This is a genomic window from Pararhizobium capsulatum DSM 1112, assembly GCF_030814475.1.
Classification (GTDB): domain Bacteria; phylum Pseudomonadota; class Alphaproteobacteria; order Rhizobiales; family Rhizobiaceae; genus Pararhizobium; species Pararhizobium capsulatum.
Genome location: NZ_JAUSVF010000006.1, coordinates 96,330 through 118,231, shown reverse-complemented (window position 1 = coordinate 118,231; position 21,902 = coordinate 96,330). Strand labels below are relative to the sequence as shown.

The window sequence follows — 21,902 nt, the reverse complement described above, 5'->3', positions numbered from 1 at the left end:
CGGATGATGGCGTTGCCATTCCATTGGCGCTGGGTCTCCACACCAAGATGGGCGGGTGTTTCGGCGAACGTCACTTCGATCTACCAGCGCCGCACGAAGTAGGCGATGATCTGGGTCGGCTCAAGCTCGGTATTGGTGCTCATAAACGCCTGCGGTTTGCGGCGGCCAGTCGGGTCTCGAACCAGGACCCAGCGATTTGGCCTTGGCGGGGTTCCCGCCGATACCACAAGCCAGTGCCTGTCGTGATATCAAGGTGTTTATCGGTTTGCCTGCCATACCAGGTTGACGCGATGACGCGTTGCCAGACGGTCTTGGGATTGTTGAGTACTGCCTTCAGCTTGGGTAAGGGCATACCTTTTTGTGCGGGCCGCCTTAGCATGTGTTCATATCGCGGATCTGGCGGGGCTAACAGACTGGCGTCCAGACGCAGGCGTGTGATGAGGGTAGCCCTGTCGGGCAGTGCTGCAGCCAATGTGTGGATAGCAAAACTGCTGGCGCCAACATAGATGAGATCGCGTCCAGGCAGCCAGCGGCAAAGCTGCATCACACCCTGTCTTGCCCAATCCGTCAGCAGTTTGTGCCTTCGTCCCTTTTTTTATTGTAGCGCTCCGAGGGGACTAAAAGCGTCAAGACCGGTTCGGCATTGATGCGTTTGGCCCATGGGACCGGGGCAAGAACCATGAAGCTCAACTAGCGCAAACCGCTAGCTTTGACGAAGTGTCCGTGCTGGAGCGCACCGGATCTCGATAAAAGCCACGGGCGGCAATCTTTGGTCCCCAGCGGCGTTCGATGGTGTCATCCATGCCGATCACAGTGGGCCTGTCGAGTACGAGGCTGACGACAACGACCGATAGCAGCCGCGAAGCCAGCGTGCGTGGGTTCCAACGCGCGCGATTAAGGAGTTGATGGTAGAGGGAAAAATTGCCAGCCTCGGCGCGGCCGGTGATCCGCAAACAGGACGTCACTGTTCGTTTGCCTGGAGACAGGATCGCGCCCATCACCAGGATAGCAGATGCTCCCAACTGGGTGCCGTGAACCAGGGGAAACGACGACAGCCACTGGCGAAGGATGTGCTGAACAGGATCACCCGACCCGACGCAGTTCTCATTATGATCGGTTAACCACCGGTTCGAATCCGGTCACGCGAAACAGGCAAGTCAGGGGAGACTGCGGCGAATTGATTCACCCCGCTCAAAATGCCTCAAAATGAGATTGCCGCGCGCGCAACGCTACCAGTGCGCAGAAGATCAGCGCCGCCGCCGCAAACCTGAAACTCCAAAGGGATTTTGTACAAAGTCAAGCTTAGACCTGCATCAGACCTTGCTGCGCTTCGTCTCGGCGGGAAACAATACGATCATTGCGACGAATATGGCTGCTCCGATGACAAGAGCGATGCTGGCGATTCCAAGGGCGAACGCAAAGCCTTCATCGATGCTCGCTTCACGCCGCAGGATTATAGTGACCACAGGTGGCCCGATGATCTGTCCAATAGCGAACATTGCGGTCAACAACCCCATATAGCGCGCGTGATGGCTCGTGCGAATCCTTCTAACTTCATTCATGGCGAAAAAGGATATCGCGGTGAACGGCACGCCCACAAGGATACTACTCAGGGCAAGGCCAACGACGTCTTGCCACAGAACTGAAATGGTAACCCCTAAGGCTTGCACCAGGTAAGAGGCGACGAGGTATAGCCGTGCGTCCGCGTTCTTCTTGAGCCGTGCAGCAAAAAGAGACCCTGCCACACCAGCCGCCCCAAACAACGGCCAGAAAATGGTAAGCAACGGAGATGCCGGTAGTGCATTCTTAGCTATGACGGGTAAGTAGGTTGCGGTGACAATATAGCCGAAGCCTGCTAGCCCATATGCGACAGCGAACAACGGCATTTCGCTTCGCGGAACTCTTCCCGACGAAACTCTTGAGGTTCCTACGTAGTATGCGTCAACGGGTTTCTCATTGGTCGCGAAAACTCTCCAAATAAGAGCGCTGACCGCCGCGGACATCACTGCAAACGTCACCCAACTCCACTGTGCGGTGAACCCAGCGACGCTCAAAATGGTAGCAGCGATACCCGACAACGCAATGCCCGCTCCAGGTCCCGTGTAGATCGCACTAGCCATAGAGCCGGCAGCCCCGGATAATTCTGCCAGCGCCCAACCCGACGTAAACACGAAACCCACGGCCGAAGCGACACCGGCAAGAAACCTTAGCGCGATCCAAGTGGACGGGATGGGCAACGCCATTAGTCCAGTGAAAACAACCGTTAGGATGAGAGCCAATTTAATCACCGCAGTTTGGTCCCACTTCTTCGGTATCAACATTGCGACAAGGGCTCCTAGGAGGTATCCGAGATAGTTTGCCGTCGCTAAGTCGCCCGCGACATCCAGGTCGAGAACGCCATCGTGCACCATCATAGGCAGGATCGGTGTGAACGCGAACCTTCCGACGCCCATTGCGATGGCAAGGGAAGCCGATCCGGCAACTACAACTACAATTTCTTTCCTGGCATGGTTGGACATCCGTGAACCTCAAGTTCGGACAACAGCGCGGCTGCCCGTGACGCCGGAAACCTCAATCAGGCAAACATCGCCAAGTCCCTGCCACTGATATGGAAAGCGTGGGATCGATCCAGTATGCCAACTTTTAGGACGACTGTGCGCCGCCAAATGTAGGTATTCACGATCGGCCGGTACGGTTGTCCAAGACCGCCAGCGCTTCGTCGAGAAGTCTCCTGGTAAGTTCTCCGGCCGGTAGACGCGCGGCCAGTCGAGCCGCCTGCCCAGACCACAAGTTGGTGAAGTCATCACGACCGCTTGCTTCAGCTTTCGCCCGGATAGCTCCGAGTGCAGCCGCGGCTGTGGGAAAAGGCGGTACGCTTTTGGAAATTGGGCCGAGTTCACGCATAATGCGGTTTATGACGCCGCGAGCGGGCCGCCCGGTAAACACATTGGTGATGGCTGTGCTGTCGTCTCCCGCGCTGTCGAGCGCCGCCGCATGCACCGCGGGGATCTTAGCCTCGGGGCAAAAGAGATAAGCGGTGCCGATCTGAACGGCCGACGCACCCAGCATTAGTGCCGCTGCCATACCGCGCCCATCCGAAATCCCGCCTGCCGCTATGACCGGTACTTTGACTGTATCGACGATCTGTGGAACCAGTGCCATTGTGCCGACCTGCGTGGACATGTCATCCATCAGAAAATTGCCGCGGTGACCTCCGGCCTCAAATCCCATGGCGATAATTGCGTCGACGCCGTTGACCTCAAGCCACAACGCTTCCTCGACAGTGGTTGCTGACGAAATGACCTTTGCGCCGGTCGCCTTGACTCGATTAACGAGCGAAATCTCAGGGAGGCCGAAGTGGAAGCTCACCACATTCGGTTTGAACTCCTCGACAACCTCGCAAAATAATTCGTCGAACGGCGCGCGCGCCCTTCCAGACGTCGGAGTGGAAGGATCTAGTCCCATTTCGAAGAAGTAAGGGGCGAGTATTGCCCGCCAGCGAAGCTGCACGGCTGCGTCATCGTGGGGGGGTACGTGCGAGAAGAAGTTCACGTTTATCGGTTTATACGTAGCGGTCCTAATCAGATGCAAAGCATCTCGGAGCTGCTCGACGCTTAGCTGGGCGCTGGGCAAAGATCCGAGACCCCCGGCATTCGATGCTGCGACAACCATGTCGACTGTTGTCGCGCCTGCCATCGGTGCCTGGACAATCGGCAATTCGATGCCAAAAAGGTCAAGTATGCGGCGGTCGGTCCAACGCGTCATTGACGTCTCCTGATATCTTGAAGCTTGTCCAAACGTCTTATCGCTGGCCCTCGGAGGGGTCTATTGGACCATGGTGTCCTAGCGTTTCCGGAGTGCGCCTAAAGTATCGGGGACACCATCGTACAATAGCGTGGTCCTGCCAATTGGCGCCAAGTTCCCCTCAGAGCGGTCGGGAAAACATGGCCACCGCTCCCCGGTCGACGATCGGCTTCAAAGAGTTCGCGAACGATAAGGGCGCTGCCTAGGATTCGGTGGCGTGCCTCGGCTTTGCAACGGAGGTTTCTAGGATGAGCGTGCACAAGACAGTAGTGATCACTGGGGCTTCACAGGGTATTGGCGCCGGACTCGTGAAGTCCTTTCTCGATAAAGGGTGGAACGTAGTAGGCACTTCCAGACGCATCACTGAAACCAGCCTGTTCAACCGTGCGCGTAGAATTGAGTTGATCGACGGAGACGTCGCAGATCCGGATACGGCAGAACGTGTCACCCAGCGGGCCCTCGAACAGTTTGGATCGGTCGACGCGCTCGTAAACAACGCCGGAATTTTCGTCACGAAGCCTTTCCTCGAGTACACAGTGGACGACTTCCGGCGGCTGTCCGCAACGAACGTGGAAGGATTCATCCACTTTACCAAGCACGCCATCCAGCAAATGCTTCGACAGAGGTCCGGCGGCAGTATAGTGACAATTACATCCTCCCTGACGGATCACCCGATCAAGCAAGTTACTGCATCCGTCCCAATGATCACAAAGGGCGGCCTCAACGCCATCACAAAGAGCTTGGCGCTAGAGTTCGCCGCGGACAACATCAGGGTGAACGCGGTCTCGCCTGGCGTCGTCGACACTCCTCTCCATGCGAAGAACCCGAAGGATTTTCTGAAGACATTGTCACCGATGGGCACGATCACCGCCGTGCAAGAGATTGTGGACGGCGTCGTGTATCTGACCGAGTCCTCCAATATTACTGGGGAGGTGCTCCATGTTGACAACGGGGCGCATCTGGGAAAATGGTAGCCCTGAACGCGGAGACACGCCTAGCGGAGCTGGCGATCACCCTTCCGTCGCCGCCGACGCCATTCGGCGCGTACGTCGAGGCCGTGCAGAGCGGAACGCTGCTATTCCTAAGTGGCATGTTACCGGTGGTCGACCATGTACCTCTTTGCACTGGACTGGTTGGTCGCGACCTCTCCGTGGCCGAAGGGTACGACGCCGCCCGTGCAGCATGCTTGAGCGGCTTGGCTGCAGCACGTTCACACTTGGGCTCGCTGAATAGCATTCGGACGATCGTAAAGCTCGGCGTCTATATCGCCGCACCAGTTGACTTCCTTGAGCACCCCAAGGTCGCAGATGGTGCGTCTGAATTGCTGCTGTCGATTTTTGGCCCTGACCGTCTCGCCCCCCGAATCGTTCTTGGCGTTTCCAGTATTCCGCTTGGAATGCCTGTCGAAATCGAACTCGTCCTCGAGATCGAACCCTAGTGAATCCTTTCAATTGCGAACTCAATATGGAGGCAGTTATGAACTTCAGACTCCCGAATTTGGCCGACACCGTCGGCAAGTCTGTAAAGTTGCTCACCGCTGTGGTTTTACTCTTGGTGCCGGCACTCGCCGTTTCCACTGAAATAAAGGCTGCCGGAAAGGTAGGTGGCTCGCGGGCGGCAGAAGCCCAGCCTGGCCACGAGCAGACCCTGATCAAAGTGGAGAAGCGGACGCCTTCTTATTGGCGTGTCACCTTCGACAATCCGCCGTTCAACATTTTCGGACCGGAAACGATCCCCCAGATGGAAAAGGTGGTCGCAGCGATCGAAGCCGATCCCGATCTCAGAGTTGTCGTCTTCGATAGCGCTGTACCGGGCTTCTTTCTCACTCACTACAACTTTACGCCGCCACTTGCCGAATCTACCGGGCTTCCCTCGGGTCCGACCGGGCTTCACCCACTCCCCGACATGCTGGTTCGCATCAGCAAATCCCCCGTGGTCTCAATCGCGCTTATCCGCGGGCGGGCGACAGGGGTCGGTAGCGAACTCGCTCTCGCCAGCGACATGCGCTTCGCAAGTCGCCAGCATGCCATTCTGTCCCAGTGGGAAGTAGGCGCCGCGCTTGTCCCAGGCGGCGGACCAATGGCGCGTCTGCCGAGGCTCATGGGGCGCGGCCGCGCGCTCGAAGTCCTTCTCGGCTCGGACGACATCAATGGCGATCTCGCGGAGGAGTACGGTTACGTCAATCGCTCTTTCGACGACGACAAGCTTGATCCGTTCGTAGACGCTCTCGCGACGCGGATCTCCGGCTTCGACCGCCAGGCAATCGCTGACACGAAACGCTTGGTCGACTTCGCGAGCCTTCCGAGCGATCCCGAGATCGCGGCTGGCTGGGATGCCTTCATCACGTCGGTGCAACGTCCGGCCGCGCAGAAGAACATCGGGCGCCTGATGGAGATGGGCCTGCAGAAGGATCCCGACATCGAAGCCAGGCTCGGACACTACACGGAGACTCTGGCCGAGGACTAGGCCGAGATGGTGCCCGCCCAATGACACGGTAGATCGGGCAGGCATCAAACATTCTTCCACGCACCCAACCCACGATGGAGAAATTCCATGCACACTCTCGAAAACCAAATCGTCGATTCCAGCTTTTCGGCCATCATCAACGCGCCGATCGAGAAGATCGATATTCCGACATGGTGCTTTACTCTCTCCGAAAAGGAATACCAGGGATGCTCGCCCGCCCACATAGCCGCGGGCTTTACTACAGCGGCCGATGGCACGCGGATGTCGATCAACGTCGAGACAATCGGCGGCAGCCTGATGGTCCAGCATTACCACGAGACCCTCGGCGAAAAGAATCACCTCATCCTCGACTCCGATTCCGACGTCTTCACGCCGAACGGCCGGATCACTATCCACGTCACTTGGGAACTGAGCGTGAAAAAGCTCGATACGAACCGCTGCGAATTCACGAACCGCGTCCAATCCTACGCGACGGACGAGATGATGGCCTTTCTCGATCGCCAGGGCATCCCGTTTGAACTCTTCCGCACGCAGCGACAGCCGATGTCCATCGCCCACAACAAGGGCGAGACGCCGCTGTTCGCGGCGAGCATCGAGCGCGCAGCGCTCAGGAACTCCGCCACGAAGGCGGCCTGAACCGTCGAAGGAGAGCATCATGACAGAACTATCCTTCGATCGGAGCAACACCGGCCTGCTGGTAGTCGACCCCTACAACGACTTCATCTCAGAGGGCGGCAAGATCTGGCCCCGGATCAAGGAGGTTGCCGAGGCCAACAACTGCGTTCCTCACATGCTCGAAGTGCTGACCGCCGCACGCAAAGCCAAGCTCCGGGTCTTCTTTGCGATGCACCACCGCTATCGTGCGGGCGACTACGAAAACTGGAAGTTCGTGGCGCCGATCCAGCGCGCGGCCTGGCACCGCAAGAGCTTCGAATTCGGGACATGGGGCGGCGAGTTCCGCGCCGAATTCGTGCCCGTGGCTGGCGAGGTTGTCGCATCGGAGCACTGGTGCTCGAGCGGCTTCGCCAACACCGATCTCGATCTCGAGCTCAAGCGGCACGGCATCCAGCGTGTGATCGTGATCGGGCTAGTGGCCCACACCTGCATAGAAGCCACCGTCCGGTACGCCGCCGAACTCGGTTACGATGTCACAGTCGTGAAGGATGCGGTCGCCGACTACTCCCCGGAAATGATGCATGCGGCGCTGGAGGTCAATCTGCCAAGCTATGCCAGCGCTATCGTAGATACCAGGGAAACCGTGGAGGCGATCGCCCTCACTCAGGCGGCGTAAGCTTCCATCTTGCGGGCCACGTACATCCGGCGGGCATTAAGCTCGCCGGATGTACCCCATTTCAAAAGTAATACTATTTGCATGCCGAGGGTTGGCATGCGCCTCGCCCGCACCTATTTGAGTTCAACAGCCAACGCCGACGGTTCGCCTCGCGCCTCCCCCACGACTGAAGGACGGTATCGGCTCTTCGTTTCGAAAGGATTCATGATGACACTCTCCGGCGACCTCCTTATCGGCGGCTCGAACGTGCGCGGCGCGGCCGCAACATTTTCTGCGATCAATCCCGCCAACGGCAGTCCCATGAAACCGAGCTTCGCGGGCGCCACCAGGGAGCAGGTTGAAAAAGCCACGATATTGGCTTGGCACGCCTTCCTGGTCTTCAAGGAAACCTCGCTCGAGGATAGAGCCCAGTTCCTAGAAGCTATCGCGGAAGGAATACTGGCTCTTGGCGACGAACTCGTCCTGCGAGCGATCGACGAGACGGGGTTACCCCGCGGTCGCATCGAAGGAGAGCGTGCCAGAACCGTCGGGCAGCTTAGACTCTTCGCGAAGGAAGTCCGCGACGGGAATTTCCGGGAACTTCGTTTCGACCCGGCCGACCCAGACCGCAAGCCCGCCGCGAAGCCTGACCTTCGGCTCCGAAACGTAGCTCTCGGCCCTGTTGCGGTATTCGGAGCGTCAAACTTTCCATTGGCCTTCTCCGTCGCTGGCGGCGACACTGCCTCCGCCCTTGCCGCCGGCTGCCCGGTCATCGTCAAGGCGCACTCGGCCCATCCCGGAACCTCTGCACTGGTTGGCAGGGCCGTCGTCGACGCGGTCGCCGCATGCGGGCTCCCGCCAGGGATTTTTGCGCTTTTGTTCGACGCAGGGTTCGAGGTCGGCCAGACTCTGGTGGCCGACCACCGGGTACGCGCGGTCGGCTTCACCGGCTCGCGCCGTGGCGGCACGGCGTTGATGAAGATCGCATCCGAGCGGAAGCAGCCGATACCCGTCTATGCCGAAATGAGCAGCATCAACCCCGTCATCCTCTACCCAAATGCACTGCTGGACCGGGGAGCGGAGATCGGGAAATCTTTCGCGGCTTCGCTGACCCTCGGGGCTGGCCAGTTCTGCACCAATCCGGGTCTGATCATCGCTATCGACGATGCGGGCCTCGACGCCTTCATCGAGGGCGCGGCAACAGCGTTAGCGGAAGCGCCCGCCCAGACCATGCTGACTGGCGGCATCTGCGAGGCCTATCGCAAGGGCGTGGCAAGGTTGTCGGCGGCATCGGCGGTCTCGCAGGTCTCTGCGGGCAAGGGAGGAACGCCCCATCAGGCCGCGGCAGCGCTTTTCGAAACAACGGCGGCTGCATTCCTTGCGAACCCCGAGCTTCAGGAAGAGGTCTTCGGCGCGGCTGGGCTGATCGTTCGCTGCGAAAACAGCGAGGAGTTGCGCAGGGTCGTCGAATCCTTGGAAGGTCAGTTGACTATCGGGCTGCACGCGGACGCCAAGGACTTCGTTGCCGCCTCGCAGATGATCCCGCAGTTGGAGCTTCTCGCCGGCCGGCTTCTAGTCAACGGTTTCGGAACGGGCGTGGAGGTCTCCCCGGCGATGGTCCATGGCGGCCCCTATCCGGCCACATCGGACGGAAGGTCGACGTCTGTCGGCACATTGGCGATCTATCGCTTCCTCCGTCCCGTATCTTACCAGGACTTCCCGGCAGATCTACTGCCGGAGGCGCTTAGAAGGTCATAACGTTGAGGCATCGTGGCGGCGAAAGCCGCCACGACGCCGTCTTATTGTCGGCTCACACTTCGGCGGCCTTGGCGGCCATCGTCGCCTTCGCCCACCAGACGAGTTCGTCGAGCGCGGTCTTTGCCGACGGGAGCAATCCCGCTTCGATGTCCTCGATCGGCTTGTTGCCGCCCATCGAAAACACAGTGAAGAAATCGCTGCCGCCGATATGGACGGCCGCGTGCGTCGAAACCATCTGTAGTTCGACGCCGATTCCGCGGAGGTGTTCCAGTGCGCGCGATCCTCCGGCGCTTCCGTAGGCGATCGCCGTGAATGGCTTGCGGCCCCATTCGGTGTAGGCTTGGTCGAGCGCGTTCTTCAGGACGCCCGTGATCGAGCGATTGTATTCCGCGACGACGAAAATGTAGCCGTCATACTTGCCAACGGTCGTCTGCCACCGCACGGCTTCGGCGCTCTGGCTGGGTGCGTACGCATTGGAGGCCACTTCGTCGAAGAACGGCAGGGGATGGTCACGAAGATCTACCACCTCGACCTCGATGTCGGTGCGCGCCTGTGCCTGCTTAAGTATCCACTGTGCTGGCTTGTCGGCAAAGCGAGTGGGTCGGGTCGAGCCTATGATAATAGCGATTTTCGGTTTCGAAGCCATGATTGTCCTCATTGGGTTGGTGACTGTTGGCGGCCCCCTTGCCGGGGGTCAGTTACTGTTCAGGGCGTCCGCGTACGCATAGAGCCCAGGTGAACCTCCGGTCATCAGAAACAGGACATTTGATCCTGGCGTGATGACTTCGCTTTCGATGTCGGAAAGCAGACCGGCGAATGCCTTTCCTCCGTAGACCGGATCGAGAAGAAGGCCCTCCGATCGGCCGACGATCTTGACCGCCTCGACCATCTCCGGAGTCGGGATTCCGTAACCGCCACCGAGCTGGCCACCGCTGATCGTTAAGTCCTTCGGCTCGACCCGTTCGCCGCTCGACAGGAGATGGAGCACGGAGTTGACCTTGTCGACAGTGGCGACGACGCATGCGTCAGCCGGCGACAGAACGGTGTGCGCTCTAATCCCGGACAGGTCCCTACCGCCGACAACCATGCCAGCCACGAGACCGGCGTGCATTCCGCCGCTTCCGTTGGGAAGGACCAGGTGGTCGAACTCCAAACCCATTTCGGTCGACTGCGCCGAGATCTCGAAGGCGCAGTCGACGTAGCCTAAACATCCGACAGGGGTCGACCCGCCGAGAACCGCGACGAACGCCTTTCCCCCGGACATCGCGATCTCGGACGCCCGGCGGGCCGCGAACCCGGCCGCATCGTCACCCTTCGAGAGCACGTGGAGATGTGCGCCGAACAACTGATCAAGGAGAACGTTGCCGTTTCCCTGGTAGATCTCGCTTTCCCGCGGGACCATTTGCGCAAGAACCAGTTCGCAGGCAAGCCCGGTCCTGGCGCAGGCAGCGGCTGCGAGGCGAGCGAAGTTGGACTGAACTCCGCCTATCGCTATGACAGTATCGCACCCTTCGGATTTGGCATACCCGATCAGGAACTCGAGCTTGCGGAGCTTATTGCCGCCGCCGCCTAGTTCCATGAGATCGTCTCGTTTCGCCCAGATCGAGACGCTCTTTAGTCTAGGCCCGAACACTTCCTCCAGGCGGCTCAACCGCTGGATCGGTGTCGGCCCATTCATCAGGCGGACGCGCGGAAACCGGGTCAGTAGATCACTGTCGAGCACCCTTGACCTCTCTTTCGAAAATCTGGCCATGACGACCATCAAGATGCCAGCGCCGCGGTTCGATACCTAGGCGCTGGGGCATTGCGTGATAGATTCGGCATCAGCTTCTGCCGTGCCGCTTCGTAAGCGTTCCAGTCATCAATGTCGGGTACGGAAGGAAGTGTAATTAGCTCGCCCATGTCGAGACCGGCGAGCGCCGCCTCGACCGCATCCTCCGCCTTCATGACGATCTGATCCGGCAAGCGAGCGAGAGACCCGCCGGACGCTTCCCAGAACGGGGTCTCAACGGCCCCTGGAAGCACGGCTTGGATGCGAATGTTCTTTTCTGCCAGCTCTTTCTGTAGAGAGAACGTCAAGGCGATGACGAACGCCTTTGTAGCGCCGTAGACGCCGTTCAGGATCTCGGGCGCGATGCCCAGTGCCGACGCCATGTTGACGATCGTGCCGTGCTCGCGTGCTACGAACGAGGGCGCGACGGCATATACGAGACGGGTCAGGGCCGTGACGTTCAACTTGATCATTCGCTCCATCGCCTCGACGTCGGACATCAAAAGAGGCTCGACCGCTCCGACGCCGGCATTGTTAACCAGCATCGTGATCGACGAGTCGCTGCGAAGGATTCCCTCGACCTTCAACAGGTCGTCTCTTTCGCCGAGATCCGCCCGAACGGTTTTCACGATGCGACCCGTCGCTTGCGCGATGTCCTTCGCCACCCTTGTTAGCGAATCCTGGCTTCTCGCAACGAGTATGAGGTCGTAGCCGCGTCGCGCCAGCTTGTCTGCGTAGAGTGCTCCGATGCCGGACGAAGCGCCGGTGATGAGGGCCGTGCCCTTAGGAAAGTTCGTCATGGAAGTTGTCCTTGCTGGAGTGAAAAAGAGCGGGTCGTTAGCGTAGCGTCCTGAATGCCGCCCGCAGTTCGGATGTGAAGAGGTCCGGCTGTTCCCACGCGGCGAAGTGGCCGCCCTTGTCGACTTTGTTGTAGTAGACGAGGTTGTGGTAGGCCTTCTCGGCCCAGCTCCTGGGCGCCTGATAGATCTCGCCGGGGAACACGGTGATCGCCGCGGGAATCTTGATGTCGACGGCGTTGAAGTTGTTGGCGTTGTTTTCCCAGTAGAGGCGTGCCCCGGAAGTGGCTGTTCCCGTGAACCAGTACAGGGAGATGTCGTCGAGCATCTCGTCCTTGGTCAGGGACATCTCCGGATCGCCTCCGCTGTATGTCCAGTCAGCGAATTTGTCGTAGTACCAAGCGGCAAGACCCACGGGCGAGTCCGTCAACGCATACCCAAGAGTCTGAGGCCTTGTGACCATCATCAACGCATAGCCAGCGCCCTTGGTATAGAGTGCGTTCATCTGCTCGTAGGCGGCCCTCTCGTCCGCAGAAAGTCCCGCCGGAGCAGGTTCGCCGTCGGCAAGCGCCCTCGCGATCTCCGGAGGAACAGTCGCCGGCATGTTCGTATGAATGCCAAGCAGACCATCGGGCGCCTGAGCCGCCATCTTGTCGGATACGACGGCGCCCCAGTCACCGCCCTGCGCGACATAGCGGCCGTAGCCGAGCCGTTTCATCGGGGCGTGCCAGGCCCGGCCGATGCGGTCCGGCCCCCACCCCACCTCGCTTGGAACTTCAGAAAACCCGTAGCCCGGCATTGACGGGATGACGACGTGAAACGCGTCATCGGCGGAACCGCCATGTGCGGTCGGATCAGTGAGCGGTCCGATCGTTTTGACGAGCTCAAGCACCGACCCCGGCCAACCATGAGTCATGATCAGCGGTAGGGCGCCTTCATGCTTGGATTTCACATGAATGAAATGGATGTCGAGACCATCGATCCGGGTCAGAAACTGCGCGTGCGCATTCAGCTTCTTCTCTCCCCTCCTCCAGTCATATTCCCTGCCCCAGTACTCGACGAGCGGTTTCAGCTTTTGAAGCTGAGCGCCTTGCGAGCGGTCGGCAACCGTCTCCTTGCCGGGCCACCGGGTGGCTCGAACGCGTCGTCGAAGCTCATCGACCTCCTTCTGCGGGATCGCGCACTTGAACGGACGGATTGCATCGCCTCCCGTCGCCGCTCTGACGAGCTTGGGGAGAATGCTGAGGGCGGCGGTTGCCACGGTGGCTGCAACCAACTCGCGCCTTGTTGGCGAAAGTGCTGGTCTCGTTTCAACTTCTGCTGACATGACATCCTCCGTTAAATGAGGTGGTTGGGATGTCGAAGGGTCGTCCGGCAACGGCCGCGACGCTATTGTCCGAAGGTATTGGCGATACCTATGGATTGGTGAGCCGCTTGCTGACGATGCGATACTTCGTACGATGCACGGCAACGTACACAACGGATGATCGTCCGAACGTGGCGGGTTGCCCGGGCTCATACAAAAAAAGATATCGGAAACGACTACCCACGACTGCAAAACGCCGACGCCTGCATACCGCAGTCATTTCGACATGAAGCCTGAGATCGTAGTCACGTCCGACGCCTATCTCCGAAGCGCCTGTCCCTTTGGTTAGACGTCTTCGGCAGAAGTGAGAATTGTCATTTTTCGGCATTCACTCAACCGCACTTCGGGATAGTCAGATTAGAGTACCCGCCTCCGCAGCTATGCGACCAAGTTCGGATCGAAGACGCGGAACTGCAAAGTCTATGAATGCCCGGACCTTCGGAACGGATGCACGACCGTGAGGTGTGAGAATATGGACGGGCAGAGCAGGTGGCTCCGCGTGCGAAAGGACGATCTTCAAGCGACCATCGCGAACATAATTAGCCACGTGATAGGAATACAATCTGGTCACGCCCATCCCCTCTGCGGCCGAAGCCGCGGCAGCGCGCACGCTATTGACGAGATACCTAGGCGAAAAATGGACGGTTCGAGGAATGGAGGCATCTTTGACAGGTGCAAAGCTCCAAGATTCCAAACCGAAATTCGAGAAGGCGATGAGATCGTGTCGAGAAAGATCCGAAGGCTCGTTAATTGCAGAGTGATGTTCGAGATACTGCGGCGCAGCTACCACGACGCGGCGCACATCGCCGCCTATACGCATGGAGATGTGCGTCGAGTCCGTAAGATTGCCAATGCGAAGGGCGACGTCGACGCCCTCGTCCACCAGATTAACGAAGCGATCTAGCATCAGTAGCCGCACGGAGACGTTGGCATGCTCGCGGAGGAAGCTGTCGAGGATCGGCCGCAGCACCTCTTCGCCCAAAATGGGTGGTGCTGAGATCGTCAGCGTCCCTTTAGGAGACGATTGTTCGGAACCGGCGATCATGTCGGCCTCCTCCAGATCGATGAGCACTCTCCGGCATGCTCCGACATACCGCTGCCCTGCTTCACTTAGCTTCAGACTCCGGGTTGTCCGGTGGAGCAGTTCGACGCCAACATGCTGCTCAAGCAGGCCGAGGGCTCGGCTGATCGCCGTGGGTGACCGTTTCAGCCTGCGCGCTGCGCCGGCGAGGCTACCTTCCTCGACGGCTGTGACGAAGACTTTCATTGCATCGATACGATCCATCATCCACTCCTTATGCTGCGCGAATATCTTCACAGCATTGGACATGGCGCAATAGAACATTGAGGTTGCGACCGAGACCAATATGCAGGGAGGCAGACGACCGCGACGCCACCGCCCCGCAGCGTCTCCAACGGGCGCGGCGGAACAGACCGCTCACTCTGTAGGGTGCAATTGCATAATCGTATCCCCAAAAGCGAAGCGATACCTTTGCACAATGGACACTTGTCTGACCACAGGGCACCGTTGCCTTGCCGCAGTGACAGCCGGACGAATTTGAGCGAAGGAGAGCCCGATGACCTTTCAAGAGCCAGTAAGACGAACCGCCAATTCGTTGCACGAAATCGACACGAAGCTTGAAGTCGTGGTCATTCCCGTATCCGATGTGGATCGCGCCAAGTCCTTCTACACAGGGTTGGGATGGCGGTTGGACGCGGACGTTCCCGGACAGGACGGCTTTCGAGTCGTGCAGGTGACCCCGCCAGGATCCCACTGCTCGGTGATTTTTGGTTCAAAGGTCACTGTCGCGGAACCCGGTTCGGCACAGGGACTTCATCTCATCGTGTCCGATATCGACCTGGCTCATGCGGCGCTTGGCTCGCGAGGCGCCGAAATTAGCGGGGTTTTCCATGACTCAGGTGGTCTCTTTCACCGTGGAGGCACCGAAGGCAGGCTGGCCGGTCCCCATCCATCGCGCACGAGCTATGGGTCGTTCGCTTCGTTCAGCGATCCGGACGGAAATGGGTGGCTCCTTCAGGAAGTGACGACTAGACTGCCGGGACGGATCGATCAGAACGGTGTGACATTCGCTTCAATGCGAGATCTCGCCAGCGCACTTCGACGCGTCGCCGCAGCTCATGGAGAGCATGAAAAACGAACCGGCGGAAACCATGATGAGAATTGGCCAGACTGGTATGCGGAGTACCTTACTGCGGAACAGTCAGGCGGAAGACTTCCAACCTGACGGTCAGTTGACGCGTTTGCCCCTCCCTTCACATTGGTGACAAGACCCACCCAATACCATTGGATAATATACGGGAAGTTCCTTAAATCTCAGGATGCCCCTTGGGGAGTCTGCGAAAGGGAAACTATGGACGTGGAACTCGTTCGGGTTCTGGAAACAATACCGGGAATGGTGTTTACTGCCGTCCCCAGCGGCAGCATCGCTTTCATGAACAAGGGCATGGTCGAGTTTCTTGGCCTTTCCGAACCGGCCACGAGTTGGCCGATTGCCGCCTCGTCGGCAGACACGCGAGCCCTGATACAACGCTGGAACTCGCTTGTGTCTGGAAGCGAGCCGTTCGAACTCACCTTGCCGATCATGCACTCTGAGTCTGGATCTCAGGGCCTGCGTCTTCAATGCAATCCGCTGGTTGAGAATGATCGGGTTGTGAAGTGGTATGGCGTCGCTTCTGAATGTGCGGGCAACGCGTGGCAAGCTCCTCATAGAGACACACTACCACCGATAAACCGCGAAACCCACGCAATCCTGGAAAGCATCCCCGCAGGCATCGGCGTCCTCGATGCCAACGGCAACGTAGACACGATCAACGGCCACCTCCTCCAATACTACGGTAGGACGCTCGATGAACTGCGCCAGTGGGGCAGCAGCGACGTGGTCCATCCTGATGACCTCCCGCGGTTGATGGAAGCAGTGAAATTGGCGGTCGGCACGGGAACAGCCTACGAAGCCGAGGTGCGGCTTCGGCGTTCAGACGGCAGGTTCCGCTGGTTCCAAATTATCGGTTACCCCCTGGAAAACGAAAAGGGCGGCGTCGCACGATGGTACGCCCTTCACATTGATGTCGAGGATCGGCGGCGAGCTGAGGATGCACTAAAATCCAATGAATTGGAGCTCCGAAAAATCATCGATGGAATGCCGCTCGCCGTTTGGACTAGCCGACCTGACGGGTACTGCGACTTCGTGAACGAGCGATGGCTTGAGTATGCAGGTTTCACTGCTGAACAGGCCGAGGGCTCCGCCTGGACAGCCATCCTTCACCCACAGGATGCCGGTCGTCTGGAGAAAGCTTGGAACACCAGTCTCGTATCAGGCGACCCTGCGGATTTCGAGGCAAGGATGCGTGGATCGGATGGCGAATATAGGTGGTTCTTATTTCGTGCGACCCCCCTACTCGGCGATGATGGGAAGATCACCAAATGGTATGGAACTAATATCGACATTGAAGACCGGAAGCGCGCCGAACAAGCGCTGGCGGAGCGTGAGCGCGAATCGCGCTTGATCGTTGATGGCATTGCAGGAATGATTGCGATCTTTTCGCCCGATGCACAGTTGATCGACGGAAATCGCCAAATCCTCGATTATTTCGAGCGTCCACTGTCCGAACTAAACGACTGGTCGAGCAACGGAATTACCCATCCAGATGATCTGCAGACGTGCATCGACAGCTTTATGGGATCAATGGTCACGGGAGAACCGTATGACTACGAGACCCGCTTTTTACGCCATGACGGCACTTGGAGATGGTTCCAGCTCAGAGGACTTCCCCTGCGCACTTCCGAGGGCGAGATTGTCCGCTGGTACGGACTTTTGACAGATATCGACGACCGAAAGCGAGCGGAAGAAAAGCTTCGCCGCAACGAGGCGTTTTTAACGGACGCCCAGCGCCTCAGCAAGACCGGAAGCTTTTTGCTGAACCTCGGCACCAATGAAGTCACATGGTCGGCGGAGACCTATCGCATTTTCGAAGTTGATCCGGCCACTCCGGTGACACTCGGCACGGTCTTATCACGGCTCCTCCCCGAAAGCTTGTCGACAGTGCAGCAAGTGATCGATAGGGCCAATGAAGGGCGCGGCGACTTTGACTACGAAATCTTACTGAACACCCCCGACCAGTCGCTAAAATATGTTCGAGTGCTCGCGCACAGTGAGAGGAACAAGGACGGCGATCCGGAACTGATCGGCGCCGTGCAGGACATCACCGAAAGCCGGAAGGCGGAAGAGGCGCTAAATCAGGCGCGGTCCGATCTATCCTATGTCACACGCGTCACAAGCCTGGGCGTACTGACGGCATCCATCGCTCACGAAGTGAACCAACCGCTCGCAGGATTGGTCACCAACGCAAGCACATGCCTGCGCGTTCTAACCTCGGATCCTCCAAACATCGACGTCGCAAAGGACACGGCGCGGCGCATGATCCGCGACGCGAACCGCGCCGCCGATGTAATATCGCGGCTTTGGGATCTCTTCAGCCGGAAACCGCCGAGCGTCGAAGACGTGGATCTAAACGAGATCTCCGGCGAAGTAATCGCCCTGATGTCCAGCGACCTGCAGAGTTCAAAAGTGATCTTGACGACCGACTTCGCTACCGATCTGCCTCGCATGACGGGCGCTCGCGTGCAGCTACAACAGGTCGTAATGAACCTCCTCCGCAACTCTATTGAGGCGCTTTTGGCTGTCGGAGACCGCCCCAGACGAATTGTGCTGAAGACCGATTCAAACAATGGCGAGATCAAGCTATCCATCGAAGATTCGGGCGTGGGGTTTGGCCCGCAGGGGAGTGACCGGATTTTTGATGCATTCTATACGACGAAGCCCGAGGGCATGGGCATCGGACTCTCGGTAAGTGAGTCCATCATAAAAAACCACAACGGCCGGCTGTGGGCCGAGCGAAACAAGCATCACGGTGTCACAATAGGATTTTCGGTCCCGATCTCCCTAGGGTCGGACTTGGAAAGTGGAGGAATGTCGGGCTTAGAAAAGACCGACGACACAATGAGGAAATGATGGCAATCCGCATAAAACACGTCTCTGTTGTCGATGACGACGAATCCGTACGCGAGGCTCTCCCAGACCTTCTGCGGACTTTCGGTCTATCCGTGGAAGCATTCGCTTCTGCGGAGGCGTTTTTGAATTCAAGCGCGTTAGGTTCCAGCGATGGGATGATCCTCGACGTCGCAATGCCCGGCATGACGGGACCTGAGCTGCAGAAGGAAATAGCGCGAAGAGGACGGCGGATTCCAATCGTTTTTATCACGGCGATTCGGGACCAAAAGGTTAGAACGGGGTTGATGCGGGACGGAGCAGCGGAGTGCCTATTTAAGCCCTTCAGTGACGACGAACTTCAGGATGCATTGCGACTCGCGTCGTTGATAGACTGAGCAATAGAAAGCCTTCCTTTGCGCGCCGCATCTCAAGAATGTTCAAGGAGCGGTTCGGGAACCGGGCAGATCCGACCATTCAAAAGATGATTACGAACCAGTAGCGCTGTGCGACGCAATATCCTACAGTCTTTCGCGAAAATATAAACTTCGGGGTGGCGATGGAGATTGATGTCGACCAGTTCTTCGGCTCGCTGCCGAGCATAGTTTTGACTGTGCGAGCGGACGACCAAGTAGAGTTCGTCAATCGTAGCTGGGAAGAATACACTGGATTTCACCTCACGTCGCGCCAAACTTGGAACTGGCTCGATGCAGTGCACCCAGCCGACCTAGGTGCGCTCACCGTGCATCTGCAAAGCGTTCGCGCCGCAGAGACGACCGAGCCCATCGAGGTGCGCCTTAGAAACAACGTCGGCGACTTTCGACATTTTGTCGTCCAGTGGACCCCGTTGCGAAGCGTGTCGGGCACCATTGAGAAGTGGTGCGGCATCGCGACCGATATTGAATTTGTCGTTCGGGAGCGGGAGCAGCCACGTGCCGCACTAGACTTCCAGCTCGTCGTCGACAGCATTCCCCTGCCCGTTGCCGTGACGACTCCGACCGGTGAGGTGGAGGGACTGAACCAACTCACACTATCTTATTTTGGACTCAGCCTCTCGGAACTGAAGCAGTGGAAGGCGTCAGAGGTGGTCCATCCAGACGATCTGAAGGAGACTGTCGAGGCTCAGCTCGCCGCTCACATGGCCGGCAACTCGTACAACGTCGAAAGCCGGCATCTGCGCGCGGATGGCGTGTATCGGTGGCACAATGTCCTAGGTCTTCCCCTGCGAGATGCAGCTGGCAACATACAGCGCTGGCTCCATCTGCTGATCGACATCCATGACCGGAAGCGTACCGAGGTTGCGCTGGCGGACAGCGAACGGGAAGCTCGCTTGATCGTCGGCACCATAGCGGGGATGGTCGCGCTCTTCACGCCCGACGGCAAGTTGAACGGCGGCAACCAACGGCTTCTCGACTACTTCCAGCAGCCCCTTGAGGAAGTCGCGAACTGGACTACTAACGGGATGACCCACCCTGAGGATCTGCAACATTGTGTCGAGACCTTCACAAGCTCGCTTCAAACAGGTGATCCTTACGAATTTGAAACCCGATTCCGTCGCCACGATGGTGTTTACCGCTGGTTCCAAATCCGCGGCCATCCGGTACGGGGTAGTGACGGGGAAATTGCTCGCTGGTACGGCCTCTTGACCGATATCGACGACCAGCGGGGGGCCGTCGCGGCGCTGCGCGCAAGTCAAGCCGAGCTTCAGTTGATCGTCAATTCAATCCCCGGCCTGATCATTGTGCTCCGACCTGACGGGTCTGTGGAGAGCGTGAACGACCAGTCCTTGCGATATTTCGGCTACGATTTTCATGAACACCAAAAATGGCAAACCAACAACATAATACATCCGGAAGATCGCGACCGGGGCGTGGCCAGGTTCGCCGAGGCGGCCGCCTCTGGCCAATCTTACGAGATAGTAGAAAGGCTTCGCCGCAATGACGGCGCGTATCGTTGGTTCCAGCTTCGGGGAAGTCCCCTGTTGAACCACGATGGAGTGGCGGTGCGATGGTACTTCCTTTTAAACGATATCGAGGATCGCAAGCAGGCCGAGGTGGCGTTGGCAAACAGCGAGAGGGAATTCCGCCATATAGTCAATATGGTACCGGGCATGATAATTCTCGCGCAACCTGATGGAACGCTTGACGGCAGCAATCAACAACTTCTGGACTACTTCGGGACTTCGCTGGAGGAGGTGCAAGACTGGTCGACGAATGGAATAACCCATCCTGACGACGTTCAAATCAACGTTGACAAATTCATGGGGTCGCTCAAAAGCGGCGAGCCCTACGACTACCAAAGCCGCTACCGCCGCCACGACGGAGTTTTTCGCTGGTTCCAGGTTCGCGGGCAGCCACTTCGTGATGCCGAAGACAACATTGTTCGCTGGTACGGGCTACTGACTGACATTGACGATCGCAAGAAGGCCGAAGATGAACTTCGACGAAGCCAGGCCCTGCTGGTCGCGGGTCAGCGGCTAATCAGTACGGGAACCTTCTCCTGGCACATCAATACAGATGAACTTGTACTGTCCGATGAATGGCTACGAATACTCGAATTTGAAAAGGATGACGTCGTAACATTCGAGCAAATAGGTGAGCGGATCCACCCGGACGACGCCGCTCTATTTGCCGAGAAAATCGGTGCGGTACGCGACGGCGATGGGGAGTCCGAGTATGAGGTCCGCGTCGTGGGTCGAAAAGGCAATATAAAGCACGTTCGCGTCATCGGCGAAGTAATTCATCACCAGAACGGACAACGGGAGTGCCTCGGGGCAATCCAGGATGTGACACAAAGACGCTTGACGGAGGAAGCGCGCGATCAGTTGCGCACGGAACTTGCACGGTTGACCGGTATCCTAAGTCTAGGGCAAATGTCGGCGGCGATCGCGCATGAGGTCAACCAGCCCCTTTCAGGTATCATTACAAATGCAAGCACGTGTCTGCGAATGCTCTCAGCGGACCCACCTGATATTGAAACAGCCCTTGAGACAGCGCGGCGAACGATAAGGGATGGCAACCGGGCTGCTGAAGTCATCACAAGGCTAAGGGCGTTGTTCAGTAAGCGCATCATAGCGTTTGAAGACATTGACATCAACGATGCGGTGAGTGAGGTGGTCGCACTATCGGAGGGAGATCAGAGGCGCAACGGCGTTTCTGTACGAACCTCCTTCACCCATGCCCTACCTCCAATCAACGGCGACCGAGTCCAACTTCAGCAAGTGATCATTAACTTGCTCCGGAATGCCATAGATGCTGTCTCCGGGGTAAAAGATCGCCTGAGATTTGTCGAGATTCGAACTAGCATTGACGACGGTGGTCAAGTGAGTGTCGCAGTCAGCGACAACGGGGTCGGTTTCGACTTAGATGAAGGTTCGCGAATTTTCGAGGCGTTCTACACCACGAAGAACGATGGCATGGGAATCGGGCTGTCAGTTTGTCGTTCCATTATCGAAAGTCATGGTGGAAGGATGTGGGCTCGGCCCAATGACGGTCCGGGCGTCACCATGAGCTTCTCCGTGCCGAGGGCTTCGACCGAGGAAAGAGGATTTGCAGCAGCTACAGCTTGATGGTTCACACCCCGCATGCCGGCTGCCGTCTCGAGATGACGTGCGAGACCGCCGCGATCGATTATGGCTGCGATAAAACGCTGTCCAATACAAAGG

The 21,902-nt window shown here is 58.2% G+C and carries 18 protein-coding genes; 10 read left to right on the top strand and 8 right to left on the bottom strand.

The window, feature by feature from the left end:
• Positions 1-686: 686 nt before the first annotated feature.
• From QO002_RS30210 to QO002_RS30200, 3 genes are all read right to left on the bottom strand, one after another.
• Positions 687-998: a transposase gene (locus QO002_RS30210; protein WP_307237310.1), complete on the bottom strand. Its 312-nt coding sequence runs from the start codon at positions 996-998 to the stop codon at positions 687-689.
• A 315-nt stretch (positions 999-1,313) separates the two neighbouring features.
• Entirely contained in the window at positions 1,314-2,519 is a 1,206-nt protein-coding gene (locus QO002_RS30205) for a YbfB/YjiJ family MFS transporter (protein WP_307237275.1), read from the bottom strand.
• A 157-nt stretch (positions 2,520-2,676) separates the two neighbouring features.
• Complete coding sequence (locus QO002_RS30200; protein WP_307237272.1) at positions 2,677-3,765, bottom strand: NAD(P)H-dependent flavin oxidoreductase; 1,089 nt, start codon at positions 3,763-3,765, stop codon at positions 2,677-2,679.
• Between the two features lie 287 nt (positions 3,766-4,052).
• Between QO002_RS30200 and QO002_RS30195 the strand changes: the two genes are divergently transcribed.
• The 6 genes from QO002_RS30195 (at position 4,053) to QO002_RS30170 (ending at position 9,298) form a co-directional block, all read left to right on the top strand.
• Entirely contained in the window at positions 4,053-4,778 is a 726-nt protein-coding gene (locus QO002_RS30195) for an SDR family NAD(P)-dependent oxidoreductase (protein WP_307237268.1), read from the top strand.
• The gene (locus tag QO002_RS30190) at positions 4,772-5,242 is read left to right on the top strand and encodes a RidA family protein (protein WP_307237265.1); all 471 of its coding nucleotides are present in this window, start codon (positions 4,772-4,774) and stop codon (positions 5,240-5,242) included. Before QO002_RS30195 ends, QO002_RS30190 begins: the two co-directional genes overlap by 7 nt.
• Before the next feature lie 38 nt (positions 5,243-5,280).
• Positions 5,281-6,270, top strand: coding sequence for an enoyl-CoA hydratase/isomerase family protein (locus tag QO002_RS30185; RefSeq protein WP_307237262.1), 990 nt, complete (start codon positions 5,281-5,283; stop codon positions 6,268-6,270).
• Positions 6,271-6,357: 87 nt separating this feature from the next.
• Complete coding sequence (locus tag QO002_RS30180; protein WP_307237258.1) at positions 6,358-6,906, top strand: hypothetical protein; 549 nt, start codon at positions 6,358-6,360, stop codon at positions 6,904-6,906.
• A gap of 19 nt (positions 6,907-6,925) precedes the next feature.
• Positions 6,926-7,561 carry a cysteine hydrolase family protein gene (locus tag QO002_RS30175; RefSeq protein ID WP_307237255.1) on the top strand — a complete coding sequence of 212 codons (636 nt, stop codon included), beginning with the start codon at positions 6,926-6,928 and terminating at the stop codon, positions 7,559-7,561.
• Positions 7,562-7,768: 207 nt separating this feature from the next.
• Positions 7,769-9,298 (top strand): aldehyde dehydrogenase (NADP(+)), encoded by a 1,530-nt coding sequence (locus QO002_RS30170; protein ID WP_307237308.1) that lies wholly within the window; start codon positions 7,769-7,771, stop codon positions 9,296-9,298.
• A gap of 52 nt (positions 9,299-9,350) precedes the next feature.
• Here the strand turns inward: QO002_RS30170 and QO002_RS30165 are convergent, their stop codons facing one another.
• The 5 genes from QO002_RS30165 to QO002_RS30145 form a co-directional block, all read right to left on the bottom strand.
• Positions 9,351-9,944 (bottom strand): NADPH-dependent FMN reductase, encoded by a 594-nt coding sequence (locus tag QO002_RS30165; protein WP_307237252.1) that lies wholly within the window; start codon positions 9,942-9,944, stop codon positions 9,351-9,353.
• 48 nt (positions 9,945-9,992) lie between these two features.
• The gene (locus QO002_RS30160; protein WP_370878632.1) at positions 9,993-11,060 is read right to left on the bottom strand and encodes a D-cysteine desulfhydrase family protein; all 1,068 of its coding nucleotides are present in this window, start codon (positions 11,058-11,060) and stop codon (positions 9,993-9,995) included.
• Positions 11,060-11,869, bottom strand: a complete 810-nt coding sequence (locus QO002_RS30155; protein ID WP_307237247.1) for an SDR family NAD(P)-dependent oxidoreductase — start codon at positions 11,867-11,869, stop codon at positions 11,060-11,062. The genes QO002_RS30160 and QO002_RS30155 overlap by 1 nt, the downstream gene beginning before the upstream one ends.
• Before the next feature lie 37 nt (positions 11,870-11,906).
• Positions 11,907-13,193 carry an epoxide hydrolase family protein gene (locus QO002_RS30150; RefSeq protein WP_307237244.1) on the bottom strand — a complete coding sequence of 429 codons (1,287 nt, stop codon included), beginning with the start codon at positions 13,191-13,193 and terminating at the stop codon, positions 11,907-11,909.
• Between the two features lie 391 nt (positions 13,194-13,584).
• Positions 13,585-14,517, bottom strand: a complete 933-nt coding sequence (locus QO002_RS30145; RefSeq protein ID WP_307237302.1) for a LysR family transcriptional regulator — start codon at positions 14,515-14,517, stop codon at positions 13,585-13,587.
• A 292-nt stretch (positions 14,518-14,809) separates the two neighbouring features.
• Here QO002_RS30145 and QO002_RS30140 point away from each other — a divergent pair, with 292 nt between their 5' ends.
• The 4 genes from QO002_RS30140 to QO002_RS30125 all read left to right on the top strand — a co-directional run bounded on the left by QO002_RS30140 (position 14,810) and on the right by QO002_RS30125 (position 21,806).
• Entirely contained in the window at positions 14,810-15,478 is a 669-nt protein-coding gene (locus tag QO002_RS30140) for a VOC family protein (protein ID WP_307237241.1), read from the top strand.
• 126 nt (positions 15,479-15,604) lie between these two features.
• Complete coding sequence (locus QO002_RS30135; RefSeq protein ID WP_307237237.1) at positions 15,605-18,262, top strand: PAS domain-containing sensor histidine kinase; 2,658 nt, start codon at positions 15,605-15,607, stop codon at positions 18,260-18,262.
• Positions 18,262-18,636 (top strand): response regulator, encoded by a 375-nt coding sequence (locus QO002_RS30130; RefSeq protein WP_307237299.1) that lies wholly within the window; start codon positions 18,262-18,264, stop codon positions 18,634-18,636. The genes QO002_RS30135 and QO002_RS30130 overlap by 1 nt, the downstream gene beginning before the upstream one ends.
• Positions 18,637-18,797: 161 nt before the next feature.
• On the top strand, positions 18,798-21,806 hold the full coding sequence (locus tag QO002_RS30125) for a PAS domain-containing protein (protein WP_307237234.1): 3,009 nt from the start codon (positions 18,798-18,800) through the stop codon (positions 21,804-21,806).
• Positions 21,807-21,902: the final 96 nt, after the last annotated feature.